At 61.7% G+C, this 24,482-nt stretch carries 23 protein-coding genes and 1 pseudogene; 8 read left to right on the forward strand and 16 right to left on the reverse strand.

All coding sequences use genetic code 11. The features are described from left to right. The first annotated feature begins 62 nt into the window (after positions 1-62). Positions 63-995, forward strand: coding sequence for a LysR family transcriptional regulator (locus BMZ57_RS15450; protein WP_021493295.1), 933 nt, complete (start codon positions 63-65; stop codon positions 993-995). Between the two features lie 12 nt (positions 996-1,007). Here BMZ57_RS15450 and BMZ57_RS15455 read toward each other — a convergent pair whose 3' ends face one another. The 3 genes and pseudogenes from BMZ57_RS15455 to BMZ57_RS15465 form a co-directional block, all read right to left on the reverse strand. Continuing rightward, positions 1,008-2,330 carry an Nramp family divalent metal transporter gene (locus BMZ57_RS15455; RefSeq protein ID WP_010211114.1) on the reverse strand — a complete coding sequence of 441 codons (1,323 nt, stop codon included), beginning with the start codon at positions 2,328-2,330 and terminating at the stop codon, positions 1,008-1,010. A gap of 41 nt (positions 2,331-2,371) precedes the next feature. Then, a pseudogene (locus BMZ57_RS15460) lies at positions 2,372-3,924 on the reverse strand (DUF726 domain-containing protein). Positions 3,925-4,027: 103 nt separating this feature from the next. Beyond that, entirely contained in the window at positions 4,028-4,825 is a 798-nt protein-coding gene (locus BMZ57_RS15465) for an AraC family transcriptional regulator (RefSeq protein ID WP_010211116.1), read from the reverse strand. 107 nt (positions 4,826-4,932) lie between these two features. Here BMZ57_RS15465 and BMZ57_RS15470 point away from each other — a divergent pair, with 107 nt between their 5' ends. The 4 genes from BMZ57_RS15470 (at position 4,933) to BMZ57_RS15485 (ending at position 9,664) form a co-directional block, all read left to right on the forward strand. After that, positions 4,933-5,718, forward strand: coding sequence for a crotonase/enoyl-CoA hydratase family protein (locus tag BMZ57_RS15470; RefSeq protein ID WP_010211117.1), 786 nt, complete (start codon positions 4,933-4,935; stop codon positions 5,716-5,718). An 80-nt stretch (positions 5,719-5,798) separates the two neighbouring features. Beyond that, a complete protein-coding gene (locus BMZ57_RS15475) occupies positions 5,799-6,758 on the forward strand; it encodes a diiron oxygenase (RefSeq protein WP_010211118.1) in 960 nt (319 codons plus the stop codon). Positions 6,759-6,803: 45 nt separating this feature from the next. Continuing rightward, positions 6,804-8,708, forward strand: a complete 1,905-nt coding sequence (gene asnB / locus BMZ57_RS15480) for an asparagine synthase (glutamine-hydrolyzing) (protein WP_069672677.1) — start codon at positions 6,804-6,806, stop codon at positions 8,706-8,708. A gap of 53 nt (positions 8,709-8,761) precedes the next feature. Then, entirely contained in the window at positions 8,762-9,664 is a 903-nt protein-coding gene (locus BMZ57_RS15485) for an amino acid metabolite efflux pump (RefSeq protein ID WP_010211120.1), read from the forward strand. A 186-nt stretch (positions 9,665-9,850) separates the two neighbouring features. Here the strand turns inward: BMZ57_RS15485 and BMZ57_RS15490 are convergent, their stop codons facing one another. Then, positions 9,851-10,156 (reverse strand): XRE family transcriptional regulator, encoded by a 306-nt coding sequence (locus BMZ57_RS15490; RefSeq protein WP_010211121.1) that lies wholly within the window; start codon positions 10,154-10,156, stop codon positions 9,851-9,853. Between the two features lie 364 nt (positions 10,157-10,520). Between BMZ57_RS15490 and BMZ57_RS15495 the strand changes: the two genes are divergently transcribed. Together BMZ57_RS15495 and BMZ57_RS15500 are read left to right on the forward strand one after the other, a co-directional pair. After that, positions 10,521-12,329, forward strand: coding sequence for a monovalent cation:proton antiporter-2 (CPA2) family protein (locus BMZ57_RS15495; RefSeq protein ID WP_010211122.1), 1,809 nt, complete (start codon positions 10,521-10,523; stop codon positions 12,327-12,329). Between the two features lie 72 nt (positions 12,330-12,401). Next, positions 12,402-12,956 carry a DcrB/PsbP domain-containing protein gene (locus BMZ57_RS15500; protein ID WP_010211123.1) on the forward strand — a complete coding sequence of 185 codons (555 nt, stop codon included), beginning with the start codon at positions 12,402-12,404 and terminating at the stop codon, positions 12,954-12,956. 11 nt (positions 12,957-12,967) lie between these two features. Here BMZ57_RS15500 and BMZ57_RS15505 read toward each other — a convergent pair whose 3' ends face one another. Genes BMZ57_RS15505 through BMZ57_RS15520 form a run of 4 tightly spaced genes read right to left on the reverse strand, consistent with a single transcriptional unit; the run spans position 12,968 to position 15,650 of the window. Further along, positions 12,968-13,687 carry an alpha/beta hydrolase gene (locus tag BMZ57_RS15505; RefSeq protein WP_010211124.1) on the reverse strand — a complete coding sequence of 240 codons (720 nt, stop codon included), beginning with the start codon at positions 13,685-13,687 and terminating at the stop codon, positions 12,968-12,970. 11 nt (positions 13,688-13,698) lie between these two features. Then, complete coding sequence (gene cobF / locus BMZ57_RS15510) at positions 13,699-14,454, reverse strand: precorrin-6A synthase (deacetylating) (protein ID WP_010211126.1); 756 nt, start codon at positions 14,452-14,454, stop codon at positions 13,699-13,701. Positions 14,455-14,499: 45 nt separating this feature from the next. Continuing rightward, on the reverse strand, positions 14,500-15,054 hold the full coding sequence (locus BMZ57_RS15515; RefSeq protein WP_029529167.1) for a histidine phosphatase family protein: 555 nt from the start codon (positions 15,052-15,054) through the stop codon (positions 14,500-14,502). Between the two features lie 47 nt (positions 15,055-15,101). Continuing rightward, positions 15,102-15,650 carry a DUF4865 family protein gene (locus tag BMZ57_RS15520; protein ID WP_021493299.1) on the reverse strand — a complete coding sequence of 183 codons (549 nt, stop codon included), beginning with the start codon at positions 15,648-15,650 and terminating at the stop codon, positions 15,102-15,104. Between the two features lie 93 nt (positions 15,651-15,743). Here BMZ57_RS15520 and BMZ57_RS15525 point away from each other — a divergent pair, with 93 nt between their 5' ends. Continuing rightward, positions 15,744-16,610 carry a LysR family transcriptional regulator gene (locus BMZ57_RS15525; protein WP_021493300.1) on the forward strand — a complete coding sequence of 289 codons (867 nt, stop codon included), beginning with the start codon at positions 15,744-15,746 and terminating at the stop codon, positions 16,608-16,610. 84 nt (positions 16,611-16,694) lie between these two features. Here BMZ57_RS15525 and BMZ57_RS15530 read toward each other — a convergent pair whose 3' ends face one another. From BMZ57_RS15530 to BMZ57_RS15565, 8 genes are read right to left on the reverse strand one after another with little or no spacing between them, the layout of a single operon-like run. After that, positions 16,695-17,672 carry a LysR family transcriptional regulator gene (locus BMZ57_RS15530; RefSeq protein WP_010211130.1) on the reverse strand — a complete coding sequence of 326 codons (978 nt, stop codon included), beginning with the start codon at positions 17,670-17,672 and terminating at the stop codon, positions 16,695-16,697. Between the two features lie 51 nt (positions 17,673-17,723). Beyond that, positions 17,724-18,665, reverse strand: a complete 942-nt coding sequence (locus BMZ57_RS15535; RefSeq protein ID WP_021493301.1) for a peptidylprolyl isomerase — start codon at positions 18,663-18,665, stop codon at positions 17,724-17,726. Further along, positions 18,662-19,114, reverse strand: a complete 453-nt coding sequence (locus BMZ57_RS15540; protein WP_010211132.1) for a YbjN domain-containing protein — start codon at positions 19,112-19,114, stop codon at positions 18,662-18,664. Before BMZ57_RS15540 ends, BMZ57_RS15535 begins: the two co-directional genes overlap by 4 nt. Positions 19,115-19,134: 20 nt before the next feature. Next, positions 19,135-19,761, reverse strand: a complete 627-nt coding sequence (locus tag BMZ57_RS15545) for a DNA repair protein (protein WP_069672678.1) — start codon at positions 19,759-19,761, stop codon at positions 19,135-19,137. A gap of 18 nt (positions 19,762-19,779) precedes the next feature. Next, positions 19,780-21,480: a putative porin gene (locus BMZ57_RS15550; protein ID WP_010211134.1), complete on the reverse strand. Its 1,701-nt coding sequence runs from the start codon at positions 21,478-21,480 to the stop codon at positions 19,780-19,782. Positions 21,481-21,522: 42 nt separating this feature from the next. Beyond that, positions 21,523-22,227: an energy transducer TonB family protein gene (locus BMZ57_RS15555; protein WP_047542670.1), complete on the reverse strand. Its 705-nt coding sequence runs from the start codon at positions 22,225-22,227 to the stop codon at positions 21,523-21,525. Between the two features lie 3 nt (positions 22,228-22,230). Further along, positions 22,231-22,656 carry an ExbD/TolR family protein gene (locus BMZ57_RS15560; RefSeq protein ID WP_010211136.1) on the reverse strand — a complete coding sequence of 142 codons (426 nt, stop codon included), beginning with the start codon at positions 22,654-22,656 and terminating at the stop codon, positions 22,231-22,233. A gap of 11 nt (positions 22,657-22,667) precedes the next feature. Then, the gene (locus BMZ57_RS15565; protein WP_010211137.1) at positions 22,668-24,467 is read right to left on the reverse strand and encodes a DUF2341 domain-containing protein; all 1,800 of its coding nucleotides are present in this window, start codon (positions 24,465-24,467) and stop codon (positions 22,668-22,670) included. Between the last annotated feature and the right edge of the window lie 15 nt (positions 24,468-24,482).

A 24,482-nucleotide genomic window follows, 5' to 3' on the forward strand; every position in this document is an offset into this window, starting at 1 on the left:
TATGCAATAAATGGGAGCATGCCTACAACACCTTTGCGCAAAACGCACAGCCTGGAGACACCATGCAAGGCTTGAATGAACTGAGCTTCAAGGCACTGCGCCTGTTCGTCGCCGTGCTGGACTTAGGCAGCTTTTCCGAAGTGGCGCGCCGTGAGGGCCTGGCGCCCTCCTCCATTTCCCGGCAGATCCAGCTGATGGAACAGGCCCTCGGCCAGCAGTTACTCTACCGTCACACCCGCGCAGTCAGCCCTACCGAAGCCGGACGCCTGCTCGGGCGACATGCCCGCTTGATGCTGGAACAACTGGAAGCCGCCGGCCAGGCGCTGCAGGAACAGGAAAGCGAGCCCAGCGGCCTGGTGCGCATCAATGCGCCGATGGTGTTCGGGCAGCGCCATCTCTCCCCTTGGCTGGGCGAGTTGTGCCGGCGTTATCCAAAACTGCAATTGGATATCCAGCAAACCGACACCTACGTCGACCCGCTGCAAGACGGCACCGACCTGCTCTTTCGCATCGGTGTGCTCAACGACTCCAGCATGCAGGCACGCATCTTCGCTCCCCAACGCTTTCGCATCGCCGCCAGCCCTGCCTACCTGATCCGACATGGCACCCCCAAACATCCTGACGAACTGATCAACCACCAGTGCCTGGCCTACAAAGGCATCACCGGCCAGCAACGCTGGTTCTTCCGCAAGGGCCAGGGCGACTGGGCACCTTATAGCGTCAAGGGCCCGATCACCGGCAACCATGCCGACACCCTCACCCACGCCGCCGAACAAGGGTTGGGACTGGTGGTGTTTCCTTCCTGGTTGATCGGCGACAGTTTGCGCGCGGGCACTTTGCAGGCGGTGCTGACGGAGTACGAAGTGGCGACAACATTGGAGCCACAGCAGATTGCAGCCCTGTGGCCGGGGAGCCGACGGTTGTCGCTGAAGGTGCGGACGGTGATTGATTACTTTGTAGAGTGCTTTGGCGGGGTGCCTTATTGGGATCGGTGAGCTTTGTTGCGTCTATCCAAACACCCATTGCCCAATCAGCCAGGCATTCGCCCCACTGATCAGCGCAAACAGAAACCACGCCAGCAAGCGTGTCGGCAGCCGATTCACGAACGGCCCCATCAGCTGTTTGTCGCCGGTCATGCGAATCAACGGATACAGCGCAAACGGCAACTGCAGGCTGAGCACCACCTGGCTGAGGATCAGCAATTTGCCAATGGCATCGTCGCCCATCAGCCATACCCCCAGGAACGCGGGGATCAACGCCAGCCCACGGGTGATCAAACGCCGTTGCCAGCAAGGAATACGCAGGTTGAGGTAGCCCTCCATGATCACCTGCCCGGCGATGGTGCCGGTAAAGGTGGAACTCTGCCCAGAGGCCAGCAAGGCAATGCCAAACAGGATGCTGGCGAAGGCACCGCCGACCAATGGATCAAGCAGGTGATAGGCATCCTGGATCTCGACCACGTCGGTGTGGCCGGTCTTGTGGAAGGCTGCGGCGGCGAGCACCAGAATCGCGGCGTTGACCAACAAGGCCAGGGCCAACGAGCCAATGGTGTCGATACGCGCCAACTTGACCGCGTCCTGTTTGCTGGCCAGATCCTTGCCAATCAGGCGAGTTTGCACAATGGAGCTGTGCAGGTAGAGGTTATGCGGCATCACCGTGGCACCGAGGATGCCGATGGCCAGGTACAGCGGTGCAGCATCGCTGATGGCCGACAGTGACGGAGTAAAACCGCTGAACACGTCCGGCCAGTACGGTTTGATCAATACCAGTTCGATGAAGAAACACACGCCGATCGTCGCTACCAGTGCCAGCATGATCGCTTCCAGACGACGGAAACCCCGGTTCTGCAGGGCCAGGATCAGCAGCGTGTCGAAGGCAGTAATGACAATGCCGGTGGTCAGCGACACCCCCAGCAGCAAGTGGAATGCCAGGGCACAGCCCAGCACTTCGGCAAGGTCGGTGGCGACGATGGAGATTTCCGCCAACACCCACTGGGTGCGTGCAGACCGCCTGCTGTAGCGCTCGCGGCATAGCTGCGCCAGGTCCTTGCCGGTGGCGATGCCCAGCCGCGAGCACAGGCACTGCACCGCCATCCCCGCCAGGCTGGCCAGCAGCACCACGAACAACAGGTTATAACCGTAGCGTGAGCCCGCCTCGATGGCCGTGGCCCAGTTGCCGGGGTCCATGTAGCCAATGGAGATCAGCAGGCCTGGGCCGGCGAACATCAGCGCGCGCTTGAAAAACGAAGCCTTGGGATCAACGGCAACGGAACCGGCCACTTCCGGCGGGCAAAATGGGGCAGTAGCGATTTTTGGCAGGCTGAATTTCACGCGGTATCCCAGGCAAACACTCTCGATAGAGGCGCAGCTTATCAGTCGGACGCGACGGTGCGCATCACCGTGTCCCGCGGCAGGTCGAACGCTTCGACCACTTGCACCACCAGGTCCATCTCCTGGTTCAGCGCTTCACGCTCCATGCGCTGGCGAATCACGCCGACCACCAGCACCGCCAGCGTGGTGATCGAATACGCCGGGCCGGAAAACGCGCGCACGCCGCTGACCAATAGCATCGCCGCCGCCACCGCCTGCCCCACCACCGGAATCGCCGTGGCCGCACCGCGACGCAGGATAAACCCGGTCAGCCCGGCCAGCGCCGTACCGCTCAACGCGGTGGTGGCCGACCGGCCTACGTCAAAACGACTGAACAGCCCCTGCTCCTTTTGCGCGGCGGCCTTGAGTTCGGCGTCGAATACCTGCCGATCCGCGCTGCTGAGCTTGTCTTTGTACTGTTCGATGAGTTTTTCGGCGACCTCGGTTTCAAGATCGGCCAGCGCGACACTATCAAGAGGCTCATCAAACTTGATCCCCAGCCGCTGCACCACATCTTCAGCGATCTGGCGGTAACTCACGCCATGGCCTCGGGCCAGGTTCATAAAGGTATCGCCGCCCATGCGCTGCAACTCAATGGCCAGCTTGAGCGGCTCGCGCGCAGTGGCGTCTATGGATGCACTGCGTTTTTGCGCCATCAGTTCGGCGAGGAATTTCAACTCTTCAGGTCGCGCCTGTACCAACGCCGGGAACAACTCCGCGTCCTCTTCGGCAAAACGCACTTCAGCGCTGCGCTGGTCGGAGCGGATCATGCCGCGTCGCTCGTGCAGCAGGTCGGTGTACTGCACCACCGTCTGCAACTGCGGCCAATAGGCGGCGTGATCGAAGGTCGCCAGGTGCACGTTGGTGACCTTGGCCTTGAGCGCCGGCGTCACCGGGATCGCATAGCGACCGATGCAACGCTCAGTATCCGGTTTCAGCGCCAGCGCCCAGTCTTTGCTGGAGTGGCAGTTGATCACGCGCCCGTTGAGCGGCGCTGATACATCATCCCACGGGCTCGACGTACAGATTGCCCCGCCCATCAACAGCAGATTGTCCAATGGCAGTTCGCGGGCGGTGTCGGGGCTGGCGAGCAGGCTCTTGACCAGAATGCGTGCGCCAAGGGAATGGCCGATCAGGTTGATACGCCGGACTGCCAGGGACTCGCTGTGCAGGTAGTGAGCCAGTTCCGGCAGCAGGCTCCTGGCGACCTCGTCCACACGGGCCTCGACGCTTTTGTAGTGGTCGAGGAAATACGCAATCGCCTTGCCCAACCCGACAGTCGCCGCGCCCAGGCTGCCGCCGCCGAGCATCGCGCCGATCACATCCTGAACGGTGCAAACAGGTTCTCCAGGAAATGCCCCGCCGGCCAGAACAACATCAGGTTGGTGGAGCCTTCGATACCCGCCAACTGTGCCTTGAAGCTGCCCAGTTGTTGCCGGTTGAAGAACGCCGAATAGCCGTGGACATAGAGATTAAGCACATCGCCCTGAGGCTCACCGCACATCAGGAACGTGGGCTTGCGGGTGCGGTGCATTTCATCCCACTGGTGTTGCATGGGCCGGTGACTCCGGGTGACAAGGGACGGCGATAGTAACAAAGGCCACGGCTCAACGTCGTACCGCTGGGGGAAAAGGCACCACGTTGGCCCCCCCTTTCTTTCAGAAGATGGAAGCAGCCTTGGACTTGGCCAGGTAACGCGCCGGTGAATCGCCCAGGTTACGGCGAAACACCGAGGTGAACGCGCTGGAGCTGCTGAACCCCAACTCGAACGCCACATCGGTAATGGACGAGCCATGACTGAGCCGCGCCGTCGCTTCCAACAGGCACACCTGCTGGCGCCATGACACAAAGGTCATGCCGGTGCATTCACGGAAGTTACGGGTAAAGGTGCGCCGGCTCATGCTCGACCAGTCGGCCATCTCGCAGATGGAAATTTTCTGCGTCGGTGCCTCAAGGAAACGCTGACAAGAACGGGCCAGCCGCGCTTCGGAGGGCAATGGCGCACTGAGGGGCAACTCGGGCATGGCGCCGATTTCATCGATCAGCAGGGTCAGCACACACCGATCGCGCACGCTCGGCGACGCCGATGGCCCAATCGCCAGCGCCGCCTCCAATAGATGGCGCAACAGCGGCGAGACACCAAACACCTGGCAATAGTCCTGCAACCCGGCGCGTTGGGCCGCGTCGTCATTCAGGTAGGTATTGAGCATCACCACGTCGCCGCGCATGTGCATCTCATGGGATATCCCGCCCGGCACCCAAATGGCGCGCTGCGGCGGCACGACCCAATTGCCGAGGTCAGTGAACATTTTCAACGCGCCGGTGGACGCATAGGCGAACTGCCCGCGCCGGTGGGTATGCCGTGGAAACACCGTACCGGACGGGTACTCGCGCAGCGTCACCACCGCTTCGGGGCTATCGGGTTCATAAGGAGAAAAACTGAAGGTCGGTGGCATGGCCCAATTTTGTCAAAGTATGACCTGACATAGCAAGCGGGCCATTACTCTGCCACCTAGAATCGTCGCTCCCCAAGTTGGGTTCATATCGAAGGGATATTCGGAAAATGAGTGGCAAAAACTACTTGGACGTAAGCGTAGACGGCGCCGTTTTGATGGTGGGTCTCAACCGCCCGCAGAAGCGAAACGCGATGTCTCTGGAAGTGATGCACGAACTGCGCGATACCTTCACCAACATACCCGACGGCATTGGTGCCGCCGTGCTCTACAGCACCAGCCAGCATTTCTGCACGGGGTTGGACCTGTCGGAAATCCGCGACCAATCGGTCATCGATAACGTCCAGGCCTTCCGCGAATGGCACAAGACCTTCGAACTGATCCAGTTTGGCAAGGTGCCCGTGGTAGCCGCCATTACCGGTGCCGCCATCGGTGGCGGCCTGGAAATCGCCACCGCCTGCAGCTTGCGCGTGGTGGATGACAGCGCCTTCTTCTCGCTGCCCGAAGCCATGCGTGGCCTGTATGTCGGCGTCGGCGCCTCGGTACGCTTCCCACGTATCGCCGGCATCGCCCTGATGACCGACATGATGCTCACTGGCCGCACGCTCTACGCCAAGGAAAGCTATGAACGCGGCGTGGCCCAGTACCTGGTGCCGGTCGGCCAGGCGTTACTCAAGGCCACCGAGTTGGCACACAAGATCGCCGGCAACCTGCCCATGACCAACTACGCGGTGACCCATGTGTTGCCACGCATTGTCGATCAGAGCCAGCAGGACGGCCTGATGACGGAAGCCTTGATCGCCGCCGTGGTGTCTTCCGACATCCGCACACAGGATCGCCTGGCCGACTTCCTGGATCGCAAGAAGGACAAGATCCAGACCGCGCCAGCGGTGTAACTCCCGGTCGTGAACGTTGCCGGGCACACCTCGGCAAACCATGGATGGCCGTCACAACTCACTATTAACCCGGTGAAACCATGTTTCAGCACAGCACTCAAGACGATCTTTATCGCAGCAATGACGCGACCGATGAACGATTGATCAAAATCGAACGCAGCTGGCATAAACGCGCACAGATCAAGCTCGATTCCCAACGCCCGGATATCCAGCTGGACCTGCAGGCGCCGGACTTTCTCGAGGCCCTGTTACCTTTCGCCCATGACCCGCATTACCAGGCTTACCCCCATGCCCTGAAGCTGCTGATCCTGTCGGCCGGCTGGGTGATCTACAACCAGAAAACCATCGCCATCGAAACCGAGATCATTTGCCCGTCCTGCATCGACCTGCTGCAGCTGGGCTCGCGCCTGAGCTCCGCCAGCGCCGCGACGATTTCTGAAACCCTGGCGGATGAGGCTTATCACACGCTGTTTTCGATCAACATGTGTGAGCTGGCGATCACCCAGCGCGGCATGCGCATCAAATGGCCGGAGCTGGAACTGACCCGCCACCTGAGCCAGGCCCAGGCCACCTTGTCCGAGGCGGATTTCAAGATCTATCGCCTGGCCTTCTCGCTGGTCTCGGAGACATTCATCAGCGACTACCTGGCCGACCTCAGCAACGCGCCGGACATCCAGCCGGTGTTCCGCCATGTGGTAGCCCTGCACAAAAAAGACGAACTGGTGCACAAGCACATCTTTCCGCTGTTCGTGCAGCAGGTCGTCGGTGGCTTCACCGCGCAGCAAACCGCCTTGTTCACCCGCGGCATCGCCAACTCCATCCGGATCTTCCCGATGCGCGAGATTTCAGCGTGGCGAATCATCCTGCCGCAACTGCTCGAAGTATTCGGCGATCCCTCGCTGCTGCTACCGACTCAATTTACCGAGACCGGCGAAGCGGACTACTCGGCCATGCCCGAGATCCTCAGCTCCATCGGCATACACCCCGAAGTGGTGCTGCCCGAGTTGCAGGTGATGAACGAACCGGTCACCACCGTTTGAAACCAGCGTGCTGCTGATCACTACAAATTCAATAGAGTAATTGTCATGTGTGGATACATTGGCGTCTTTGCCAAACAACCTCGTGCGTTCAACCCGAACATGTTCGATGCCGCCCTGCGTGCCATCCATCATCGCGGCCCGGACAGCTCCAGCCAATGGTTCGACCCCAAGGGCCAAGCGGCCTTTGGTTACGTACGCCTGGGCCTGGTCGGCCTGGGTAACGGCACCCAGCCTATCGTTGCCGACGAAGGCGACCTGGTGATGATGGTGAACGGCGAGTTCTATGACTATCAACGCATCCGCACCGAGCTGGAAGGCTACGGTTGCCGCTTCAAGACCTCGTCCGACAGCGAGATCGCCATGCACTTGTACCGCCGCCATGGCGTGCGTGGCCTCAAACAACTGCGCGGCGAGTTCACCATCCTGATTTTCGATCGCTTGCGCAAAAAGCTGTTTGCCGTGCGCGACCGGGTGGGCGTCAAGCCGCTGTACTACACCGAACATGAAGGTGCCTGGTACTTCGCGTCCGAGATCAAAGCCTTGCTTGCAGCCGGCGTGCCGGCACAGTGGGACCACGAAGCCTACGCCAATCGCGGCTTTATCCTGCGCGACCGTACCGTGTTCAACAACATCCGCAGCGTGAAACCGGGTTGCTGGATTATCGCCGACGAAAGCGGCCTGCAGACCGAACAGTACTGGGACTGGGACTTCCCGGATGCCGAGGCGACCGAACAGCGCAGCGAAGCCGAGATGATCGAGTCCCTGCGCAACACCATCGAGGAGTCCGTACGCCTGCGCCTGCACGCCGATGTGCCGGTGGGCGTGTGCCTTAGCGGCGGCCTCGATTCGTCGGCCATGCTGGGCATCGCCACCGAGTTGACCGGCCAATCTTTGCAGGCGTTCCACTTGTCTTTCGAGGGCGAGCAAGCCTACGACGAACGCCAGTACGCCGAAGTGGCCGCCCGGCATAACCGCGCCCACCTCAACGTGCTGTCGGTGAACTCTTCCGACATGGCGGACAACTTCGAAAATGCCCTTTGGCACGCCGAAATGCCCTTCGCCAACGCTCACAGCGTGGCCAAGTACCTGCTGTGCAAATACGTGCAGAACCAGGGCATGCGCGCCGTACTGACCGGTGAAGGCGCCGACGAAGTCTTCGGCGGCTACCCGCATTATCGTCGCGACATGGTGCTGTACAACCATGAAAACCAGGACCCGTCGGCGATTGCCGAACTCAGCCGACGCCTGCACGCCAGTGAAGACCGTTACCTGCCTGGCGGCAAGAATGACGTGAAATGGGTACAGGACGAGCTGGGCCACGGCGTGTCCTGGCTGCAAACTCAATCGGCGTTGTTCGGCCCTCTGGCGCAACTGTACAGCGACGATTTCCGTGAGCGTTTCAGCCATACCGATGCCTATCGCGAGTTCTACGACCGTCTGAGCCCACGGGCACTCAACGGCTGGGAGCCGGTGAACCGCTCGTTGTACATGGTCGCCAAGTCCAGCCTGCCCAACGTGGTGCTCACCTCCCTGGGTGACCGCATGGAAATGGCCGGCAGCCTGGAAGGCCGCCCACCGCTGCTCGATCACCAAGTGATCGAGGCCGCCTGCCGCCTGCCGGTGAACATGAAAGTACGCGGCGCCACCGAAAAGTACGCCCTGCGCGAAGCCATGCGCCCTTACGTGCCCCAGGCTGTGCTGGATCGCAAGAAGCAGTACTTCCGCGCGCCACCGGCGTCCGAAAGCCCGCAATCGAAGCTGTATGAAATGATCAACGATGTGTTGAGCGGCCCGACATTGAATAACGTGCCGTTCTTCGATCCGCGTAAAGTGCGCGCGTTGCTGGCAACCCTGCCAAGCTTGTCCACCGCCCAACGCGCCTCGGCAGACAACCTGCTGATGGAAATCGCCGGGCTGTGCCTGATGCAAAAACGCTTCGCCTTGAACTGACTTCCTGGCGGCACATCGCGATCGCGCTGTGCCGCCTGACCCAAGGAGGGTCCATGCTGAAAAAACATTTGTTTCTGGCCGTGCTCGTTACCCTGGTGTGGGGGGTCAACTTCCCGATCACCAAACTGGGCCTGCGCGCCATCGATCCGTTTGTACTCACGGGCATCCGCTTTGCCCTCGCCGCCCTGCCCCTGGTGTTCTTTATCAAACGCCCCGCCGTCAAGTTCAGCTACGTGGCCGCCTACGGCTTTATCTTCGGGCTGGGCATGTGGGGCGTGATCAACTACGGCATCCAGGTGGGCGTGAGTCCCGGTATTGCGTCGTTGATCATTCAGCTCAGCGTGTTCTTCACCATGGGCTGGGGCTTTGTGCTGTTCAAGGAGAAAATCCGTGGTGCGCAGATGATCGGCGCCGTGCTGGCCTTGATTGGCCTGGCCGGGATCATCTCCACTCAGGAGGGCAACCATGCGGTGCTGGGCGTCCTGCTGATCGTACTCAGTGCGGTGGCCTGGAGCGTAGGTAACGTGATCATCAAGAAATCCGGGGTCAAGGAGATCTTCTCGTTCATGGTGTGGGCCAGCCTGATCCCGCCGATCCCGCTGTTCCTCACCGCCTGGCTGATGCACGGCAGCGCGGCATTCGAAGGTTTGCAAAGTAGCCTCGACCTGACGGCGATCCTCTCGATCCTGTTCCAGGTCTACTTGGCCACGCACTTTGCCTACTGGGGCTGGAACTCGCTGCTCAAGCTGTACCCGGTGTCCACCGTGGCGCCGCTGTCGTTGCTGATTCCGGTGTTTGGTATCACCAGTTCGATGCTGATCCTCGACGAGCGCATTTCCACACCGAACCTGATCTCGATCGGGATCATCATTGTTGGCCTGGCGGTGGGCCTGTACCGCAGGCCAGTCAATCTCGCGCCCGTGGAACCGCAGCCGATTGCCCACATGGATAGATAGTCATGGCATGAATTCAGGATTTTGTTCGCGTATGGGCTGCGCGAGCACCTGCATGACTCGCCGGCGATAAAAGTCGCTCATCGCGTGCAAACCTCAGGCCAAGGGGGCAGGGACGATGAGTTCCAGATCCCCGACGCCCTGGCCGGCGAGCAGCATTGCCTTGAGGCCAGGCGTTCGCGACCGCGTTCAGCAGGCAAAATTGTCGATCTTGACCTGACCATCGGGAAACGTCGCAATGATTTCCAGCTCGCCGCCCATCGCACGGATATAGTCGCGCAACGTGCTGATGTACATGTCGGTGCGCCGCTCCATCTTGGAGACGGCGGCCTGGTTGATATTCAATGCCTTGGCCAGGCTTTGCTGGCTCAACTGCTGAGCTTTGCGCAGTTCATGCAGAGGCATTTCCTGCAGATGTTGCTGGACCAGCTGCTGCGCTTCAGCACGCGCCTGCGGCGTCATGCGAGCTTGAAGTTCAGCGAATTGCTTCGCCATGGGTACGGCCCTCTTTACGCAATGCTTCCAAATGCACGTCATACAGCTTTTCAGCCACAGGGACGTGCTCCTCATACCACCGGTGCCGAATTCATCCGTGTACTCAATGTTTCAACCCATGAAAATATTCCACCCAGGGAATATAAACTCAAGAGCCTAAAACTAGAAGATGAAGTGGCCTGGCTTCCACTCGCAGGGGTCGGAAAATTGTTTGTACATCCTTCAGCAACGACCCCCGTGCGCTCAGTCCCTTGTAAAAACGTTGCTCCATCACACGCATACGCGGCAAAAACACAATTATCGAAATGTAAAAGGCGCTCTAATACCCGTCTGTTGATTGGCTTTGAAGATCCTGGAGTTCCTAATGCCCCATGAAGGCAACCTGTTACAAGCAGCCGTGGTGTTCCTGCTCGCCGCCGTGTTGACCGTGCCCCTGGCCAAACGCCTGCAATTGGGCGCGGTGCTGGGCTATCTGTTCGCCGGCGTGATCATCGGCCCGTCGGTGCTGGGCCTGATCGGCAACCCGCAAAGCGTCGCGCAGTTCTCCGAGCTGGGCGTGGTCTTGCTGCTGTTCATCATCGGCCTGGAATTGTCGCCCAAGCGTTTATGGGTGATGCGCAAGGCCGTGTTCGGCGTAGGTCTGGCGCAGGTGCTGCTCACGGGTCTGGTGATGGGCGCGGTGGCGTTGTGGCTGTTCGGCCAGTCGTGGAACAGTGCGATCGTGCTCGGTCTGGGCCTGGCCTTGTCATCCACCGCGTTTGGCCTGCAAAGCCTGGCCGAGCGCAAGGAGCTGAACCAGCCGCATGGCCGCCTGGCCTTTGCGATTCTGCTGTTCCAGGACATCGCCGCGATCCCGCTGATCGCCATGGTGCCGTTGCTGGCCGGCAGCGATCACCCGACCACCGAAGCCCAGGGCCTGCAGCATGTGTTGCAGATTCTCGGCAGCATTGCGGTGGTGATCATCGGCGGACGCTACCTGTTGCGGCCAGTGTTTCGCGTCGTCGCCAAGACCGGCCTGCGCGAAGTGTCCACCGCCACCGCACTGTTGGTGGTAATCGGCACCGCCTGGTTGATGGAACTGGTGGGCGTGTCCATGGCCCTCGGCGCATTCCTCGCCGGCCTGCTGCTGGCGGACTCGGAATACCGCCACGAACTGGAATCCCAGATCGAACCGTTCAAGGGCCTGCTGCTGGGTCTGTTCTTCATCAGCGTGGGCATGGGCGCCAACCTCAGCCTGCTGCTCAGCTCACCGCTGGTGGTGATCGGCCTGACGCTGCTGCTGATCGGTTTGAAACTGCCGCTGCTGTATGCCGTGGGCCGCATGGTGGGTGATCTCAATCGCGAGAGCGCCCTGCGCCTGGGCGTGGTGCTCGCAGCGGGCGGTGAGTTCGCCTTCGTGGTGTTCAAGATAGGCCGCGACCAGGGCCTGTTCGAACCGCACCTTTACGACATCCTGGTGCTGACCATCACCCTGTCCATGGCGGTGACGCCGTTGCTGCTGTTGGTGTGCCCGAAGCTGTTCAAGCCCAAGGTCAAACCAGTGGAAATCCCCGAGGCGTACCGCACCATCGAAAGCGACGCGCCCCGTGTGGTCATCGCCGGCATGGGCCGTATGGGCCAGATCGTGGCGCGGATCCTGCGAGCTCAGAACATCTCGTTCATTGCCCTGGACACGTCGGTGGAAACCATCGAACTGACCCGCAGTTTCGGCGGCATGCCGGTATTTTATGGCGACCCGCAGCGCCCAGAGATCCTGCACGCCGCCAAGGTCGACCAGGCGGAATTCTTCGTGATCGCCATGGACGACCCGGAGATCAACATCAAGACCGCCGAGCTGGTGCGCAACCTCTACCCGCACATGAAGATCATCGCCCGCGCGCGTAACCGCCAGCACGTGCACCGCCTGGTGGACCTGGACGCATCGCCGATTCGCGAGACCTTCTACTCCAGCCTGGAAATGAGCCGTCGCACCCTGGTCGGCCTCGGATTGAGCCAGGCCCAGGCCGATGCGCGCATCACCCGCTTCAAGAACCACGACCTGCAAGTGCTGGCCGCGCAACACGCGGTGTACGACGACGCCGCCAAAGTCATGCAAACCGCCCAGGAAGCCCGGACAGAACTGGCGCGATTGTTTGAGATGGACCGACTTGAGGAAGAGTCCGACAAGGTGTGAGGCTATGGATGAACGATTTTGCGAAATTTCTGACAGAATACGGCGCAATTTCGTTCATCCCCGGAGCGCTTCATGGCCACTTTCACCAAGACCGCCGTCCTGCTGGCCCTCGCGCTGACCGCCGGCAGCGTATTCGCCGCTTCCAAGCCGACCACGCAAACCATCTCCACCTTGGGTGGCAAGTTCACCTTCAAACTGCCCAAGGCCTACGTCGCCGACACCCTGCCGGCCGGCAAGGCCGAGGATGGCACCGCCGACACCCAGGGCACGATGTATGCGAACCAGACCACGAAAAGTGTGGTGATCGTCGCCGAAACCGTGCGTAACGATGGGGTAACCATCGGCGACAACGACGCGCCATTCCTGGATGGCGCTGTGGCCGGGTTCGTCAAGGACCAGAGCGCTGCGCTGCCTGACTTCAAGAAACAGAGCGAGAAGAAACTGACGTTCAAAGGCCTGGGCCTGCGCCAGGTAGACAGCACCGCCACCCAGGGCGGCGGCAAGACGCTGAACTCCACGTTCCTGGGTGGTTCGGGCAACCACCTGCTGGTGATCCAGGCTATTTCACGGGCGGATGACGCCAAGGGGCATGCGGCGTTGGTCAAACAGATTACCGGCGGCAAATAACCTTTCGACGGTCAGTGCAGGCTTTTTTCCAACCAGGCTTTCAGGTCCTGCACTTCCGCCTCGCTGATGGTATGCGGCATGCCGGGGTACCCATGGAACTCCGGCTTCAATCCCAACCCGGTCAGCACCTCATTCGCCCGTGTCGCTGACACATACGGCAAAGCCTGGTCCAACGTGCCATGGCCGATAAAGATCGCCAGTTTGCCCAGTGACGCGTTCGGCTGCAGCTCAGCCTTGAGCACCGGCAACACGCTGCCACTCAACGCCGCAATGCCGCGCAGCAGTTCCGGCCGGCGCAGGCCCACCTCGTAGGACATGATCGCACCCTGGCTGAAGCCCACCAGGAACACCCGATCCGGTTGCGTGTGGTACTTGGCGGTGGCTTTGCCGACAAAGTCTTCGATCAGCTTGGCGCTGCGCTGCAGGTCAGCGGTTTCGCCATCGTAATCACCGTCGCCGGGTGTCTTGGTAAACCAGCGATAACCGTGCGGGTCCACTGGCATCGGCGCACGGGCCGACAAGTAGGTCCAGGTGGACGGCAGCGCATCCTTGATGCCGAACAGGTCCTCCTCGTTACTGCCAAATCCATGCAGGAAAATCACCAGAGGCTGGTTACGCGCATCGCCCTGGGCCTGTTCCAGGTACGACAAAGGCAAGTCGGTGTGCAATACATCGTCGGCATGGGCGGTGCCGACTACCAGCGTCAGCGCCAGGGCGAAGCGTTTGAGCATGGGACGTTACCTCAGGGTTTGCGTAACAGATAGGTGTCCATGATCCAGCCATTTTGCAGGCGCGCCGCCTTGCGCACCCGTTCGATTTCTTGCGCTACCTCACTGACTTTGCCGCTGATCAGGATCTCATCCGGCGTGCCCAGGTAGGCCCCCCAGTAGATATCCAGGTCCTGATCCGCCAGGGTGCGATAGGAGTCTTCGGCGTCGAGCATCACGACCAGCGTGTCGGCATCACTCGCCTGCCCCGCCGCCAAACGGCGCCCGGTGGTGATCTCAACGGACTTGCCAATTCGGTTCAACGGCACTTTGTGCTGGGCTGCCAGGGCTTGCACGCTGGTGATGCCAGGGATCACTTCGAACTCGAACTCACTGCGGCCGCTGGCGAGAATCGCCTGCAGAATGCGGATGGTGCTGTCATACAACGCAGGGTCGCCCCACGCGAGGAAAGCGCCCACTTCACCGTCAGCCATTTCTTCGTTGATCATGCGTTCGAACGTCTGCTGCTTGTCGCGGTTGAGGTCCTGCACGGCGGTGGTGTAGTCGATATCGCCGCGCACACGCTCGGGGCAGTCGGCCTCGACGAAACGGTAGCCAGGCTCGGTGATGTAGGTCTCGCAGATTTCGCGACGCAGGTCGATCAACTTGTCTTTGCTCTGGCCCTTGTCCATCAGGAAAAACACGTCGGTGCGATTGAGCGCCTTCACGGCCTGCATCGTGATGTAGTCAGGGTTGCCGGCGCCAATGCCGATGATCAGGATGCGTTTCATGGGTTGCTCTCATTGCGGGGCGTGGATTTTGCCATGTTCAGGCGGCTAGGCGTGAGTTTCCAGGCGCAGGCGCCACACGTCGTTGAAGCGCAGTTCAGTGGCAGACAGCGGTTCGACATCGATCAGGTAGAACATCGAAATGGGAAACCCCAGGGCGTAGAACATTGCGGCACGGATCACAAAGGGGTGGGTGACAGCGACGATATGGCCGGGTTGGGTTTCCAGGGACTTCATCCATTGCCCTACCCGTGTGCACACCTGGTCCACCGATTCGCCACCATGGGATGTGCTGGCGCTGTTGCCCTGCCAATCCATCAGCTCCTCACGGTCGATATCATCGATGTCCTTACCTTTCCAACGACCCAAGTCGCCATCACGCAAGGCGTTATCCACCTGGGGATTGCGACCGAACAAGCCTGCTGTCTGGCGGGTACGCGCCTCTGGGCCGCAGACCAGGCGCAGGCTTTTCTTATAGCGGCCGGCAAGGGACAGGCCCGCATGTTGCCAGTCCATCGCAACGGACTCGTTATCGGGGAAGCTGCCCTTTTTTTGCTGTGGCGTCACGGCATGACAAATAAGTGTCAAACGAGTGGCCTGCATCACAGGTTTCCTGAAAGATAGGGATGAGGCCAGCAAGATTGGAGCAGTTAGCGCAGGGACGCAACGCCCTGTGCCAGATAGAGCACCTGGTAACCCCTACCTGGGTGCTCCGTATCCAATGCCTTGGCCGACAACGTAATACGCACCAAACGCCACGCTTGCACATCCAGCGCCAGGAACACCGCAAAGGTGTCGCTGTTGTCAGCCAGCTGCCGATTGCGCTGCTTCTCCTCGGCCAGCACCGCCGCCCTGTCCGCTCCCGGCGCCAGCGGCCACTCCTCGCGATACAAGCTCAACGCACCCTGCGCCGGGCCACGTTGCACATCCAGCGGTAACCAACTCTCAATGTGCGGCCGACCAAAGCTATCGAGCACCTTCTGAAAACGCTCGCCGAGTAAAAAGTCAGCGGCCTGCAACGGGTCTGCCCACAGGTACACCGACGAATACACATTGCCGCCGTGCTCCTGGGCGATAAATGCCTTGAACAGCAACCCCTCGGCGTGATCCCACAACGGCCCCAGTTGCGCGGCGCGGCGGCGAATCACGCCCATGTCGTAGTCAGCAGGCAAGCGGTGTGAATATTGTTTGGCAAACATGCGAAAACTCCTGTGCAAGATGAGGGATGAGCTTGCGCAGCGACGATCATTTCAACAAGATATCAGCCAATATAGGTGCGATAAGGAGTCAATATGACTGACGCGCTAAAACCGCTGGATATCGACACCGTCCAGGCCTTTGTGCTGGTAGCCGATTTCGCCAGTTTCACTCGCGCTGCCGAAGCCCTCGACACCTCCCAGGCGGCGATCAGCCTCAAGCTCAAACGCCTGGAAGAACGCCTCGGCTATCGCCTGCTCGAACGCACGCCTCGGCATGTGCGGCTGTCGCCCCGCGGCGAACAGTTCATCGTCGCCGCCCGCGCCCTGCTCAATGCCCATGAACGCGCCTTGGCCGATATGGGCAACCCCTTGCTGCGGCGCCTGGTGATCGGCATCAGCGACCACGTGGCCGGCCCCGACCTGCCGACTTGGCTCAGCCGCCTGGCCGCCTATGACCCCTTGGTGATCCTCGAAGTGCGCATCGCCTCCTCCCGCGATCTGGTCGCCGCCTTTGATCGAAATGAGCTGGACGCGGTCATCGTGCGCAACGAGGGCGACCGCCAAGACGGCGAAGTGTTGGCGGTGGAACGCTTTGGCTGGTTCGCCGCGCCCACCTGGCAACACAGTCCCGGCACGCCCCTGCGCATGGCCACCATGGCCGCGCCCTGCGGCGTTCGCCACCTGGCGACACGCGCACTGGATGAGGCACGCATCGACTGGACCGAAGTGTTCGTTGGCGGTGGCGTCATGGCCGTGGGCGCCGCCGTCAGCGCCGGGCTCGGCGTGGCGGCCCTCGCCCATCGCGTGGCGCCGACGGGTGCGGTGGAGGTGAGCGAGCAATACGGCTTGCCGCCATTGCCAGTCAGTGAAGTGGTGCTTTACAGCCGTATCAGTGACGTGCGCTCCAGGGAAACCTTGCGAGCCCTGAGCACGACCTTTCGCGGCGTCCTACAGCGCTGAAATCAGGCCCGCCAGTAGGCTTTCCGTGGGAGCTGGCAAGCCAGCTCCACCTTTTCAACCGGGTTTGGCATGAAATCGAAACCGTCAGTCAAACCACTCCCGCCGCCCCTCAAACGTCCCCACAATCAACGCCACAATCATCCGCACCGCCTCCCTATCCGCCACCTGCGCATTCACCGCCAGCCACACCTGCCGCTGCATGCTCTCGGTCAACAACCCCGGCAACGCCACCAAGCCCCGGTCAAAACTGCTCATGTAATGCGGCAGCAACCCAATGCACGCGCCACAGCGGATCATCTCCAGCATCAGCGAATACGCATGCACCTGCACCACCGCTGCCAGGCGCTGTTCCACCACATGGTTCCAAGCCCGCAAGGCGCCCACCTGCGCATCGGGCTGCCATTGCACCAGCATGTAGTCGTCGAGGTCTTCCAGGCTGTCTGGCCGCGTCGTCAACCGTGAATATCGCTTGGCGATATGCGGCACGTAGTGCAAGCGCGCCAGGGCCTGTGGCGGCTCGGTGGCAAAGCTCGGGCCAGGCACGGGGCCATCGGCGTCCGACAGCCACAGCACCACGTCAACATCCACCGCTTGCAGCGACAACTGGCTGTCGATGGAGATGATCTCCAGGCGCACGCTGGCATTGCGACGCAGCAAGGCGATCAGGTCGCGCCCAAGGATGTCGTGCAGGATCGGTTCGGCCACCGCCAGCCGAATCAGCGGCTGCTCCGTGACCGGCAAACGCCGTTCATGGGCCAGGGCAATCAATTGGGCGTGCAATTGCTGGCCGTCGCGACTGAGTACCAAGCCATTGCCCTGGTAGCTGAACAGCGAATGGCGCACGTGCTCTTCAAGCTGCGCCAGGCGCTTGCGCAACAGCGTCGCCTTGATATTCAGACTGCGCGCCGCCTGCATGAAACAGCCGCAGCGCGCGCTCACCAGAAAGTAGCGCGCCACCTCCGGGTCGATCTCATGGGCCAGGGCTAGCCAGCGACTGCGCCCCTCCGCCGGGGCGCGATAAGAGGACGGCACCTGCGGGGCGGACGGTTCTAGAAATGCCATGGGAGACTCCCTGTCTTGTCGGTCTGTGCATCCAATGCGGGTTGACGCGGGCTACTCCAGCACCTTGTTCAGTTCGGCGCCGTCGATACTCAGGGTTGCGGTGTTGAGCATGCCTTCGAGGTAGGCCTTGGCGATCTGTTCCTGACGCTGGGCACGCAGAGCCTGCGTAAGACGTTCGCGCAGTTCGTCGAGGGTCGCAGTACGCGCCGGTTGCTGGCCGGTGAGCTTGAGCACATGAAACCCCGCCGCGCTCTGCACCACGTCCGACACCGCGCCGACCTTAAGGCGCGACACCGCACTGCGAACCTCCGGCACCAGCTGTTGCAAGGGCTGCATGCCCGAGTCGCCACCGCGCGCGGCAGAGTCGGTGTCCTGGGAAAACTGCGTGGCCAGGGCGGCGAAATCAGCCGGCGCAGCCTGGGCACGACGGCTCAGTTCCTGCGCTTGGCGGCGCACGCTGTCGACGGTTTGCGGGTCATGGGTCGCCAGGAAAATCTGGCTCACCTGGTACAACGGCGGCGTCACCCATTGCGCCTTGCCACTGTCGTAGGCCAACTGCAACTCCGCGGCGCTGGGGTAATCGGCCGGCACCTGGCTGACCGACAGCATGTAGTCGCGAAACACGATTTGCTCGGCGGCGGCGCGGGTCTGCTGTTCCACGTCCGGGCGCTGACGCCAGCCCTGGGCGTCCGCCTGTTCGAGCACGGCCTTTTGCGCCAGGCGTGAACGGATCCAGGTCTCCAACGCGCTGCGGTTGCCGCGCAATTGCTCGCGGGACTCGGCAGGCAGGCTGGCCAGCACGGTTTTCAGTTCCGTCAGGTCGATCTGCTGATTGCCCAGGCGGGCCACCGCCGGTCCGGCCGATACAGGGTTGAGCACCGGTGCCGGTTGCTGCGCCGCCACCGGGTCGCTGCCCGGCCGCAGGCTCAAGCCCACCGCCACCACCAGCAAGGCCAACGCACCCGCGCCGACCATCAGGGTTGGCTTCTTCACAATACCGGTGCCTCGGCTTCAGCCTGCAACTGCGCCGCCTGCTGGCTGTATTCACGCAGGTAGACGATGAACTCCTGCAACAGGCGGTCCCACAATTCCAAATGACTGCGCAGGTGCGTGGCGCCGACACCCGCCACCACCACGTCCATTTCCATCAACAAAAACTCGCCTTGCACCGACAACCGCGCAAAGCGTCGCGATGCGTTCCACACTTGGGCCAAACCTTCGGGCAATTCGCCCTGGATCCGCAGCGCGCAGCTGTAGGTGAAATCCACATACGCACCCTGCTCTGCCGCCGGGTTACCGAAGCGCACGGCAAAGCCGATGCCCTGGCTGGCGCTGAGCAATTGCACGATGCCGTTTTGTTCGGTCTGGTTGACCCGGTAGCCGGCCTCCTGCAGCAACTCGGTGAGGCTCTGGGGGGTGACGCTGGTGATCAATTCGCTCATGGTGATCTCTTCCCTGTCTATCAATGATTGGCGGTTGCCTGGGGCGCATCGAAACGGCTCTTGTACAAATCGTCGCCAAAGCCCTGGGCGAGTTCCTCGAACTTGACCCGCGCGCTGCTGGCGAAGGGCTGGCGAATACTCATCACCTCGGCCACATCGATTTTTTCGTAGGCCGCGAGCAACTGCTGAGCCACGCCGTACATCTGTTGATTCTTGACTGAACATTGCTGCACTTGTGTGTCACGCTCGCTCAGTTGTGCCTGCAAGCGCGCTCGCTCAGCCTCTTTGCCCTTGGCCAGCACCAGCAGTTCGTCATAGGCCTTCTTGAACTTGCCGATCTGCTCATGACTGGCCGCCACCTGGGCCTGTGCCTGGCTGTGCAGGCTGTGTTGCTGACCGGCCATTTGCTCGGCCACGCCACGGGCCTTGTCCAACTCAGCCGTCAACTGCTTGATGTGTGCCTGGGCCTGCTTGGCCTGGTTTTCAGCCGCAATCCGCGCGGCGCTGGCCTGGGCCTGTTCGCTTTGCAGGGCCTGCAATTGCTGGGTGGTGCTGCGCAGTTGCGTACGCAGGCGCTCCTCCATGCCTTCAGCCGACGCGCCAGTGGTGACCAGCAGCAGCAACAGCCCGCAGATTCGCGTGTTCATGTGGCATCTCCCTGCGCATCAAAAGCGCGTGTTGAGTTCCAGTTGCATCACATCGACTTCGAACGGCGCGCCATACACTTGCGAGGCGCTCAACCAACGCGCACTGGCGTAGATGTTCTTTTCGATGCCGTAGTTGGCGCCAATGAAGTACCCCTTGGCGTTGGTGCCGCCCAGGTGGAACGACGAATCGTTGAAGCCGTCAGGCAGGGCGTCAGGCTGAATGTACTTGTAGCCGGCCAACACGTTCCAATCACCGCGCTTGCGCATTTCCAGCGCACTGCCGAGGGTGAAGGAGACCATCAGCGCATTGCCGCCACTTTCAAACTGGCCCTTGCTGTTGATGTTGTTGACGATCTCGCCTTCGCTGCGCTTGAGCATTTCGCCCTTGTCGTAGGCCAGGTTGTGAATGAAGTTGCCTTGGGTGCGTAGCTTGAAATCGCTGGGCAGTTCGGCATCCCAGGCCAGGTTCAGGTCGAGCACGTCGAACTTGGACGCCAGGCCCACGAACTGCGGTTGCGGGGTCAGGCCAGGGGTGGCCGGGTTGGGGGCGATGTCGCGCAGCAGGAACACGCTGTTGCCCTTCTGCATGAAGGCCAGGCGCGAGCCGTCGCTGTCACAGGCCGGCTGGCCGGACCAGGGGCGGCAAGCGCCGGAGCGTTCACCTTCGATATCATCAAAGTGGTAGTAGGCCACCGCGCCCTTGAGGCTGTTTTCGCGGTTGATCTTCCAGTTGGCGCCGATCTGACCACCAAACAGCCACTTGGTCTCGCTGTCTTCCTTGTCGAACCCGTTACTGCTGGCCGAGTCGGAGGTGTACTCCACCGGGAACGCACCCAAGGTGCCGAACAGGCCCCACTGGCTGTTCAGGGCATGGTTGAAGTTGGCAGCGATACCGTCGAAGTTCAAGTCACCCGAATACATCATGTCGGTGGAATAGAACGGGTTGGCGAAACGCCCGGCGGTGAGGGTCACGTCCGGGGTGGCCTTCCAGCTCAGGTATCCCTGATCGAGCCAGATGTCTTTCTTGCCAAAGCCGCCGCCCAGGGTCTGGGTGGTGGACACTGGGTTGTTGTCGGAGCCGGTGCCGACACGGATGCCGGCGGTCCAGTCCGGCGACAGCACCGCTTTCATGCCCAGGCGCGCACGCAGGCGGAACAGGTTCTCGCGGTCCTTGGTGGTGTTGAGCAGCGGTGGCAGCTTGGTGTTGGTGTCCTTGTTGGTGTCGTACGGGCCGCTCTCATTGAGTTTGGCGTAGTCGACAATCTCGTTGCTGTTATTGCCCGAGAAGTAACGCGACTCGTCCCGCAGGCGGATATCACCGTCAAAGCTGATGCGCGAGACCCAGTCCGGGAAGGTATTGGGCTGTGCCCAGTTTTCCTGCTTGGCGGTGGCCATGACCTCGGCCTTGACCTGGTCACGAATCTGATCCTTCACCGCCTGCGGCACGTACTGCACACGCACATCGCCGGGTGCGGCAGTCGGGCCTGCAGCAACCACCGGTGCGGCATTGGCCTGGCGTGCCTGCTGTGCCTCTTTTTCGGCCTGGGCGATCAGCCCATTGGCCGTGTCCTGGGTCAGCACGCCTTGCTGCACCAACAGGCGGATCAGGTTGATGGTGACGTTTTCCGAGGGCGCGACCGGGGCGGCAGCCGCCTGGCCGACCAGGGTCGCGATGACCATGCCGACCGCCAGGGTCAGTCGATTCACGGGGGAAATCATGTGTACGCAACTCCTGTAAAAAACCGTTGTAAAAGGGTTTGTTCAATCCGGACGCCGGCCCTTGAGGGACAGGCGCATGGGCAGCGTCAGCGACGCCGGCGGCTTCTGGGTGGCACGCGGTGCCTGGATCAAGGCGAGCATCTGCGCGTCGGTCTCGGCATCCCCGCTGGACTTGGCCACCAGTGCCTTGGTGACTTGGCCGTCGGCGCCCAACCACAGGTCTATCTGTATCGAGAAGGCCTTCTTGCGCAGCTCAGGGTCTTCGCGCATCAGCCGTTGATACGTGCCGGCCAGGTATTGCTTATAGGTGCCCGTCCCCAAGCCGCCGCCGCCACTGCCGGCCATGCCACCACCCTTGCCGGCGCCGATGTTGAAACCGTCATTGCCCGACTGGGCGTCGCCGTCGATCTGCATCGGGTTGGCCAGATCCTCGTTAGGCGAAGGCGGCGCTTCCTCGGCTGGCTTGACCTCCTCGGGCTCGGGGCTTGGCACCGGCTCCGGGATTTTTTCTTCGACCTGGGGCTCAGGCTCCTTGGGTTTCTCCGGCGGCGGTGGCGGTGGTGGCGGCAACGGGATGATCGTCGGCACCTTCGGCGCTTCGCGGCGCACGCCACTCATGTCATTGGCCCACTGCCACAAGCACCAGGCCGCCACGGCGCCCAGCAATAGGCCGGCACCCCACTTCAACGGGCGCAACGGCGGCTTCTTTTTTACGGACAAGGGCGCGATCGGGATCTGTGCAGTCATGGTTCAGCCCTGGCTCGGCTTGCCGGTGACCAACCCGACCTGGGACAGCTCAAGTCGGCGCAGCAGGTCGAGCACTTCGATCACCTTCTGGTACTGCACCATCGCATCGCCACGTACGATGACCGGAAAATCCGGGTTCAGCGCTTTCTCGATGCGCAGGCGTTCTTCCAGCTCGCCGAGCGTCACCGGGTAAGCGTCGAGAAACACCTGGCCACCGTCATTCACGGAGATGGCCTTGGTCTTGGCCTCCGACAACGACACCGAGGCGCTGGCCTTGGGCAGGTGAATCTGGATGCCCGACACCTGGGCGGTGGCGGTGAGGATAAACATCACCAGCACCACCATCAGCACGTCCACCAGGGGCGTGATGTTGATGCTGTCGACGGCGGCGTCATCGTCATCGTCGTGGGAGGCATTTACGGAAGCCATGGCGATTCTCCTCAGGCCAGAACCGGCGCATGGTGGTCACGACGGTGCGCCGCTTCGCTGTGCTGGCTCTCGCCGTGCATCTCCGCCAGGCGGGTGATGAACTCGTCGACAAACACGCGCATGTCCGCGCTGACTTCCTTGTTGCGCGTGATCAGGCGGTTGTAGCCAAACAACGCCGGGATCGCGACGAACAGGCCCATGGCCGTGGCCAGCAGCGCCGCCGCCATACCGGGGGCGATGGCGTTGATGTTCACGTCACCGGCCATGGCCGTGCCGAGGAACACCACCATGATCCCCAGCACGGTACCCAGCAGGCCGATGTACGGGCCGCCGGCAATGGCGTTAGACAAGGTCGAGAGCTTGGAACTGAGCACCTGGTTTTCGCGGGTGCGCACGCCGTCCATGGAGCAGCGGATGGCTTCGATGGTGGCGGCGGAGACCGACGAGGTGTCGGCGCCCTGAGCGCGGCGGGTGCGGATCTCCTTCACCGCCACCAGGTACAGGCGCCACAGCGAAGAATGAGCCAGGCGTTCGCCCAACGGGGCATCGTCGGCGTACATCTCCAGGCGCGTGCCGATCTGCGCGAAGTGCTCGCGGAAGACCTCGTTGGCGCTGCTCACACGGCTGACTTGGCGGTTCTTGCGCAACATGATGACCCATGACTGGAACATCATCGCCACCAGCACCAGGATGATCACCCAGGCATCCACCGGAACGGCGTTGAGCAGGAAGCCCAGGCTGCCGAAACCGAAGCCGGACTGTTCTTCATCCACACCGTAGGCCACCAGTTTTGACTCGGCGCCCTGGGCGCTGGCATCGGCCAGCAACAGTGCCGCCGGACGCGCCACTTTGGACAGGCGCAGCTCATCGATGGCCCCGGCGAATGGCGGCCGCGTGTTGCCGGCTTCGGGCAGATCGGCACCGATGGCCAGTGGGGTGTTGAACGCCGGCAAAGCGACGGCCAGGGTGGCGGTTTCGCGGCCATTCACATACAGCGAGACCTTGTCACCCTCGGCGGTGAACGCCAGGTGCTGCCATTGGCCGGGGTTCAGCGGTTGAGTCGACACGGCGCGCTGGCCGTCGATGTCCACGAACGGCATGCCCTGGTTCAGCCCCAGCAACAGGCTGTGAGGGCCATCACGTCGAGCCAGAACGACTTGCTCGCCGCTGGCCTGGTCCAGGCGCAACCAGGCGCTGAAGGTGAACGCGCCACCTGCGGCGTGTTGCAGCGAAGGGCTGGCCGGCAACATCAACGCTTGGCCGTTGAACTGCAAGGCGCGGCCGATCACTCCGTCGATGCTCACACCGGTGGCGTTCAGCGCGGTGTTGGCGTAGGCCGTGGTGTCCCGGGCCGGTGTACCGTTGGCCCCGTCGAAATGGTAGAGCGCGGTGTAGTTCGGGTCGAAGGTCAGTTGGCCGTTGGCGGTGGCCGGTGCCTTCTGGTTGCCGTAGTACATCCACAAGTCCTGGCGCTGGCCGCCTTCGACCTTGGGCACATCGACCCAGATCAGCGCCATGCCCATCAACGGATCGAAGCTCTCAATCTGATGATTGAACACCGTCTTGTCATCGGCACTCACGAAACGCAGGTCGGCACCGTCATCCTTGACCCCATCAAAGGTAAAGTTGCCAGTGTGCAGGCGCACCAACAGCGCGGTGCGGCCCAGGGCCTGGTTGATCGCGGCGCCTTGGGCGGTGGTGTCTACCGAGATCTGCTTGCGGTAGTGCCAGTCGTCCTGCCACCAGGCGTGGGCGGTGGCCGGGAGCGTGAAGCCCAGGCAGATCAACAGGCTCAGGAATAGGCGTTGCATGGGTGAAGTCTCCGG

The sequence above is a fragment of the Pseudomonas simiae genome (genome assembly GCF_900111895.1).
Lineage (GTDB): Bacteria > Pseudomonadota > Gammaproteobacteria > Pseudomonadales > Pseudomonadaceae > Aquipseudomonas > Aquipseudomonas simiae.

Excerpts from the sequence above, each read along its gene's own strand:
- BMZ57_RS15450 (WP_021493295.1), top strand. The coding sequence starts at position 63 with ATGCAAGGCTTGAATGAACTGAGCTTCAAGGCACTGCGCCTGTTCGTC.
- BMZ57_RS15465 (WP_010211116.1), bottom strand. The coding sequence starts at position 4,825 with ATGCCACCGACCTTCAGTTTTTCTCCTTATGAACCCGATAGCCCCGAA.
- BMZ57_RS15470 (WP_010211117.1), top strand. The coding sequence starts at position 4,933 with ATGAGTGGCAAAAACTACTTGGACGTAAGCGTAGACGGCGCCGTTTTG.
- BMZ57_RS15475 (WP_010211118.1), top strand. The coding sequence starts at position 5,799 with ATGTTTCAGCACAGCACTCAAGACGATCTTTATCGCAGCAATGACGCG.
- asnB (WP_069672677.1), top strand. The coding sequence starts at position 6,804 with ATGTGTGGATACATTGGCGTCTTTGCCAAACAACCTCGTGCGTTCAAC.
- BMZ57_RS15485 (WP_010211120.1), top strand. The coding sequence starts at position 8,762 with ATGCTGAAAAAACATTTGTTTCTGGCCGTGCTCGTTACCCTGGTGTGG.
- BMZ57_RS15490 (WP_010211121.1), bottom strand. The coding sequence starts at position 10,156 with ATGGCGAAGCAATTCGCTGAACTTCAAGCTCGCATGACGCCGCAGGCG.
- BMZ57_RS15495 (WP_010211122.1), top strand. The coding sequence starts at position 10,521 with ATGCCCCATGAAGGCAACCTGTTACAAGCAGCCGTGGTGTTCCTGCTC.
- BMZ57_RS15500 (WP_010211123.1), top strand. The coding sequence starts at position 12,402 with ATGGCCACTTTCACCAAGACCGCCGTCCTGCTGGCCCTCGCGCTGACC.
- BMZ57_RS15505 (WP_010211124.1), bottom strand. The coding sequence starts at position 13,687 with ATGCTCAAACGCTTCGCCCTGGCGCTGACGCTGGTAGTCGGCACCGCC.
- cobF (WP_010211126.1), bottom strand. The coding sequence starts at position 14,454 with ATGAAACGCATCCTGATCATCGGCATTGGCGCCGGCAACCCTGACTAC.
- BMZ57_RS15515 (WP_029529167.1), bottom strand. The coding sequence starts at position 15,054 with ATGCAGGCCACTCGTTTGACACTTATTTGTCATGCCGTGACGCCACAG.
- BMZ57_RS15520 (WP_021493299.1), bottom strand. The coding sequence starts at position 15,650 with ATGTTTGCCAAACAATATTCACACCGCTTGCCTGCTGACTACGACATG.
- BMZ57_RS15525 (WP_021493300.1), top strand. The coding sequence starts at position 15,744 with ATGACTGACGCGCTAAAACCGCTGGATATCGACACCGTCCAGGCCTTT.
- BMZ57_RS15530 (WP_010211130.1), bottom strand. The coding sequence starts at position 17,672 with ATGGCATTTCTAGAACCGTCCGCCCCGCAGGTGCCGTCCTCTTATCGC.
- BMZ57_RS15540 (WP_010211132.1), bottom strand. The coding sequence starts at position 19,114 with ATGAGCGAATTGATCACCAGCGTCACCCCCCAGAGCCTCACCGAGTTG.
- BMZ57_RS15545 (WP_069672678.1), bottom strand. The coding sequence starts at position 19,761 with ATGAACACGCGAATCTGCGGGCTGTTGCTGCTGCTGGTCACCACTGGC.
- BMZ57_RS15550 (WP_010211134.1), bottom strand. The coding sequence starts at position 21,480 with ATGATTTCCCCCGTGAATCGACTGACCCTGGCGGTCGGCATGGTCATC.
- BMZ57_RS15555 (WP_047542670.1), bottom strand. The coding sequence starts at position 22,227 with ATGACTGCACAGATCCCGATCGCGCCCTTGTCCGTAAAAAAGAAGCCG.
- BMZ57_RS15560 (WP_010211136.1), bottom strand. The coding sequence starts at position 22,656 with ATGGCTTCCGTAAATGCCTCCCACGACGATGACGATGACGCCGCCGTC.
- BMZ57_RS15565 (WP_010211137.1), bottom strand. The coding sequence starts at position 24,467 with ATGCAACGCCTATTCCTGAGCCTGTTGATCTGCCTGGGCTTCACGCTC.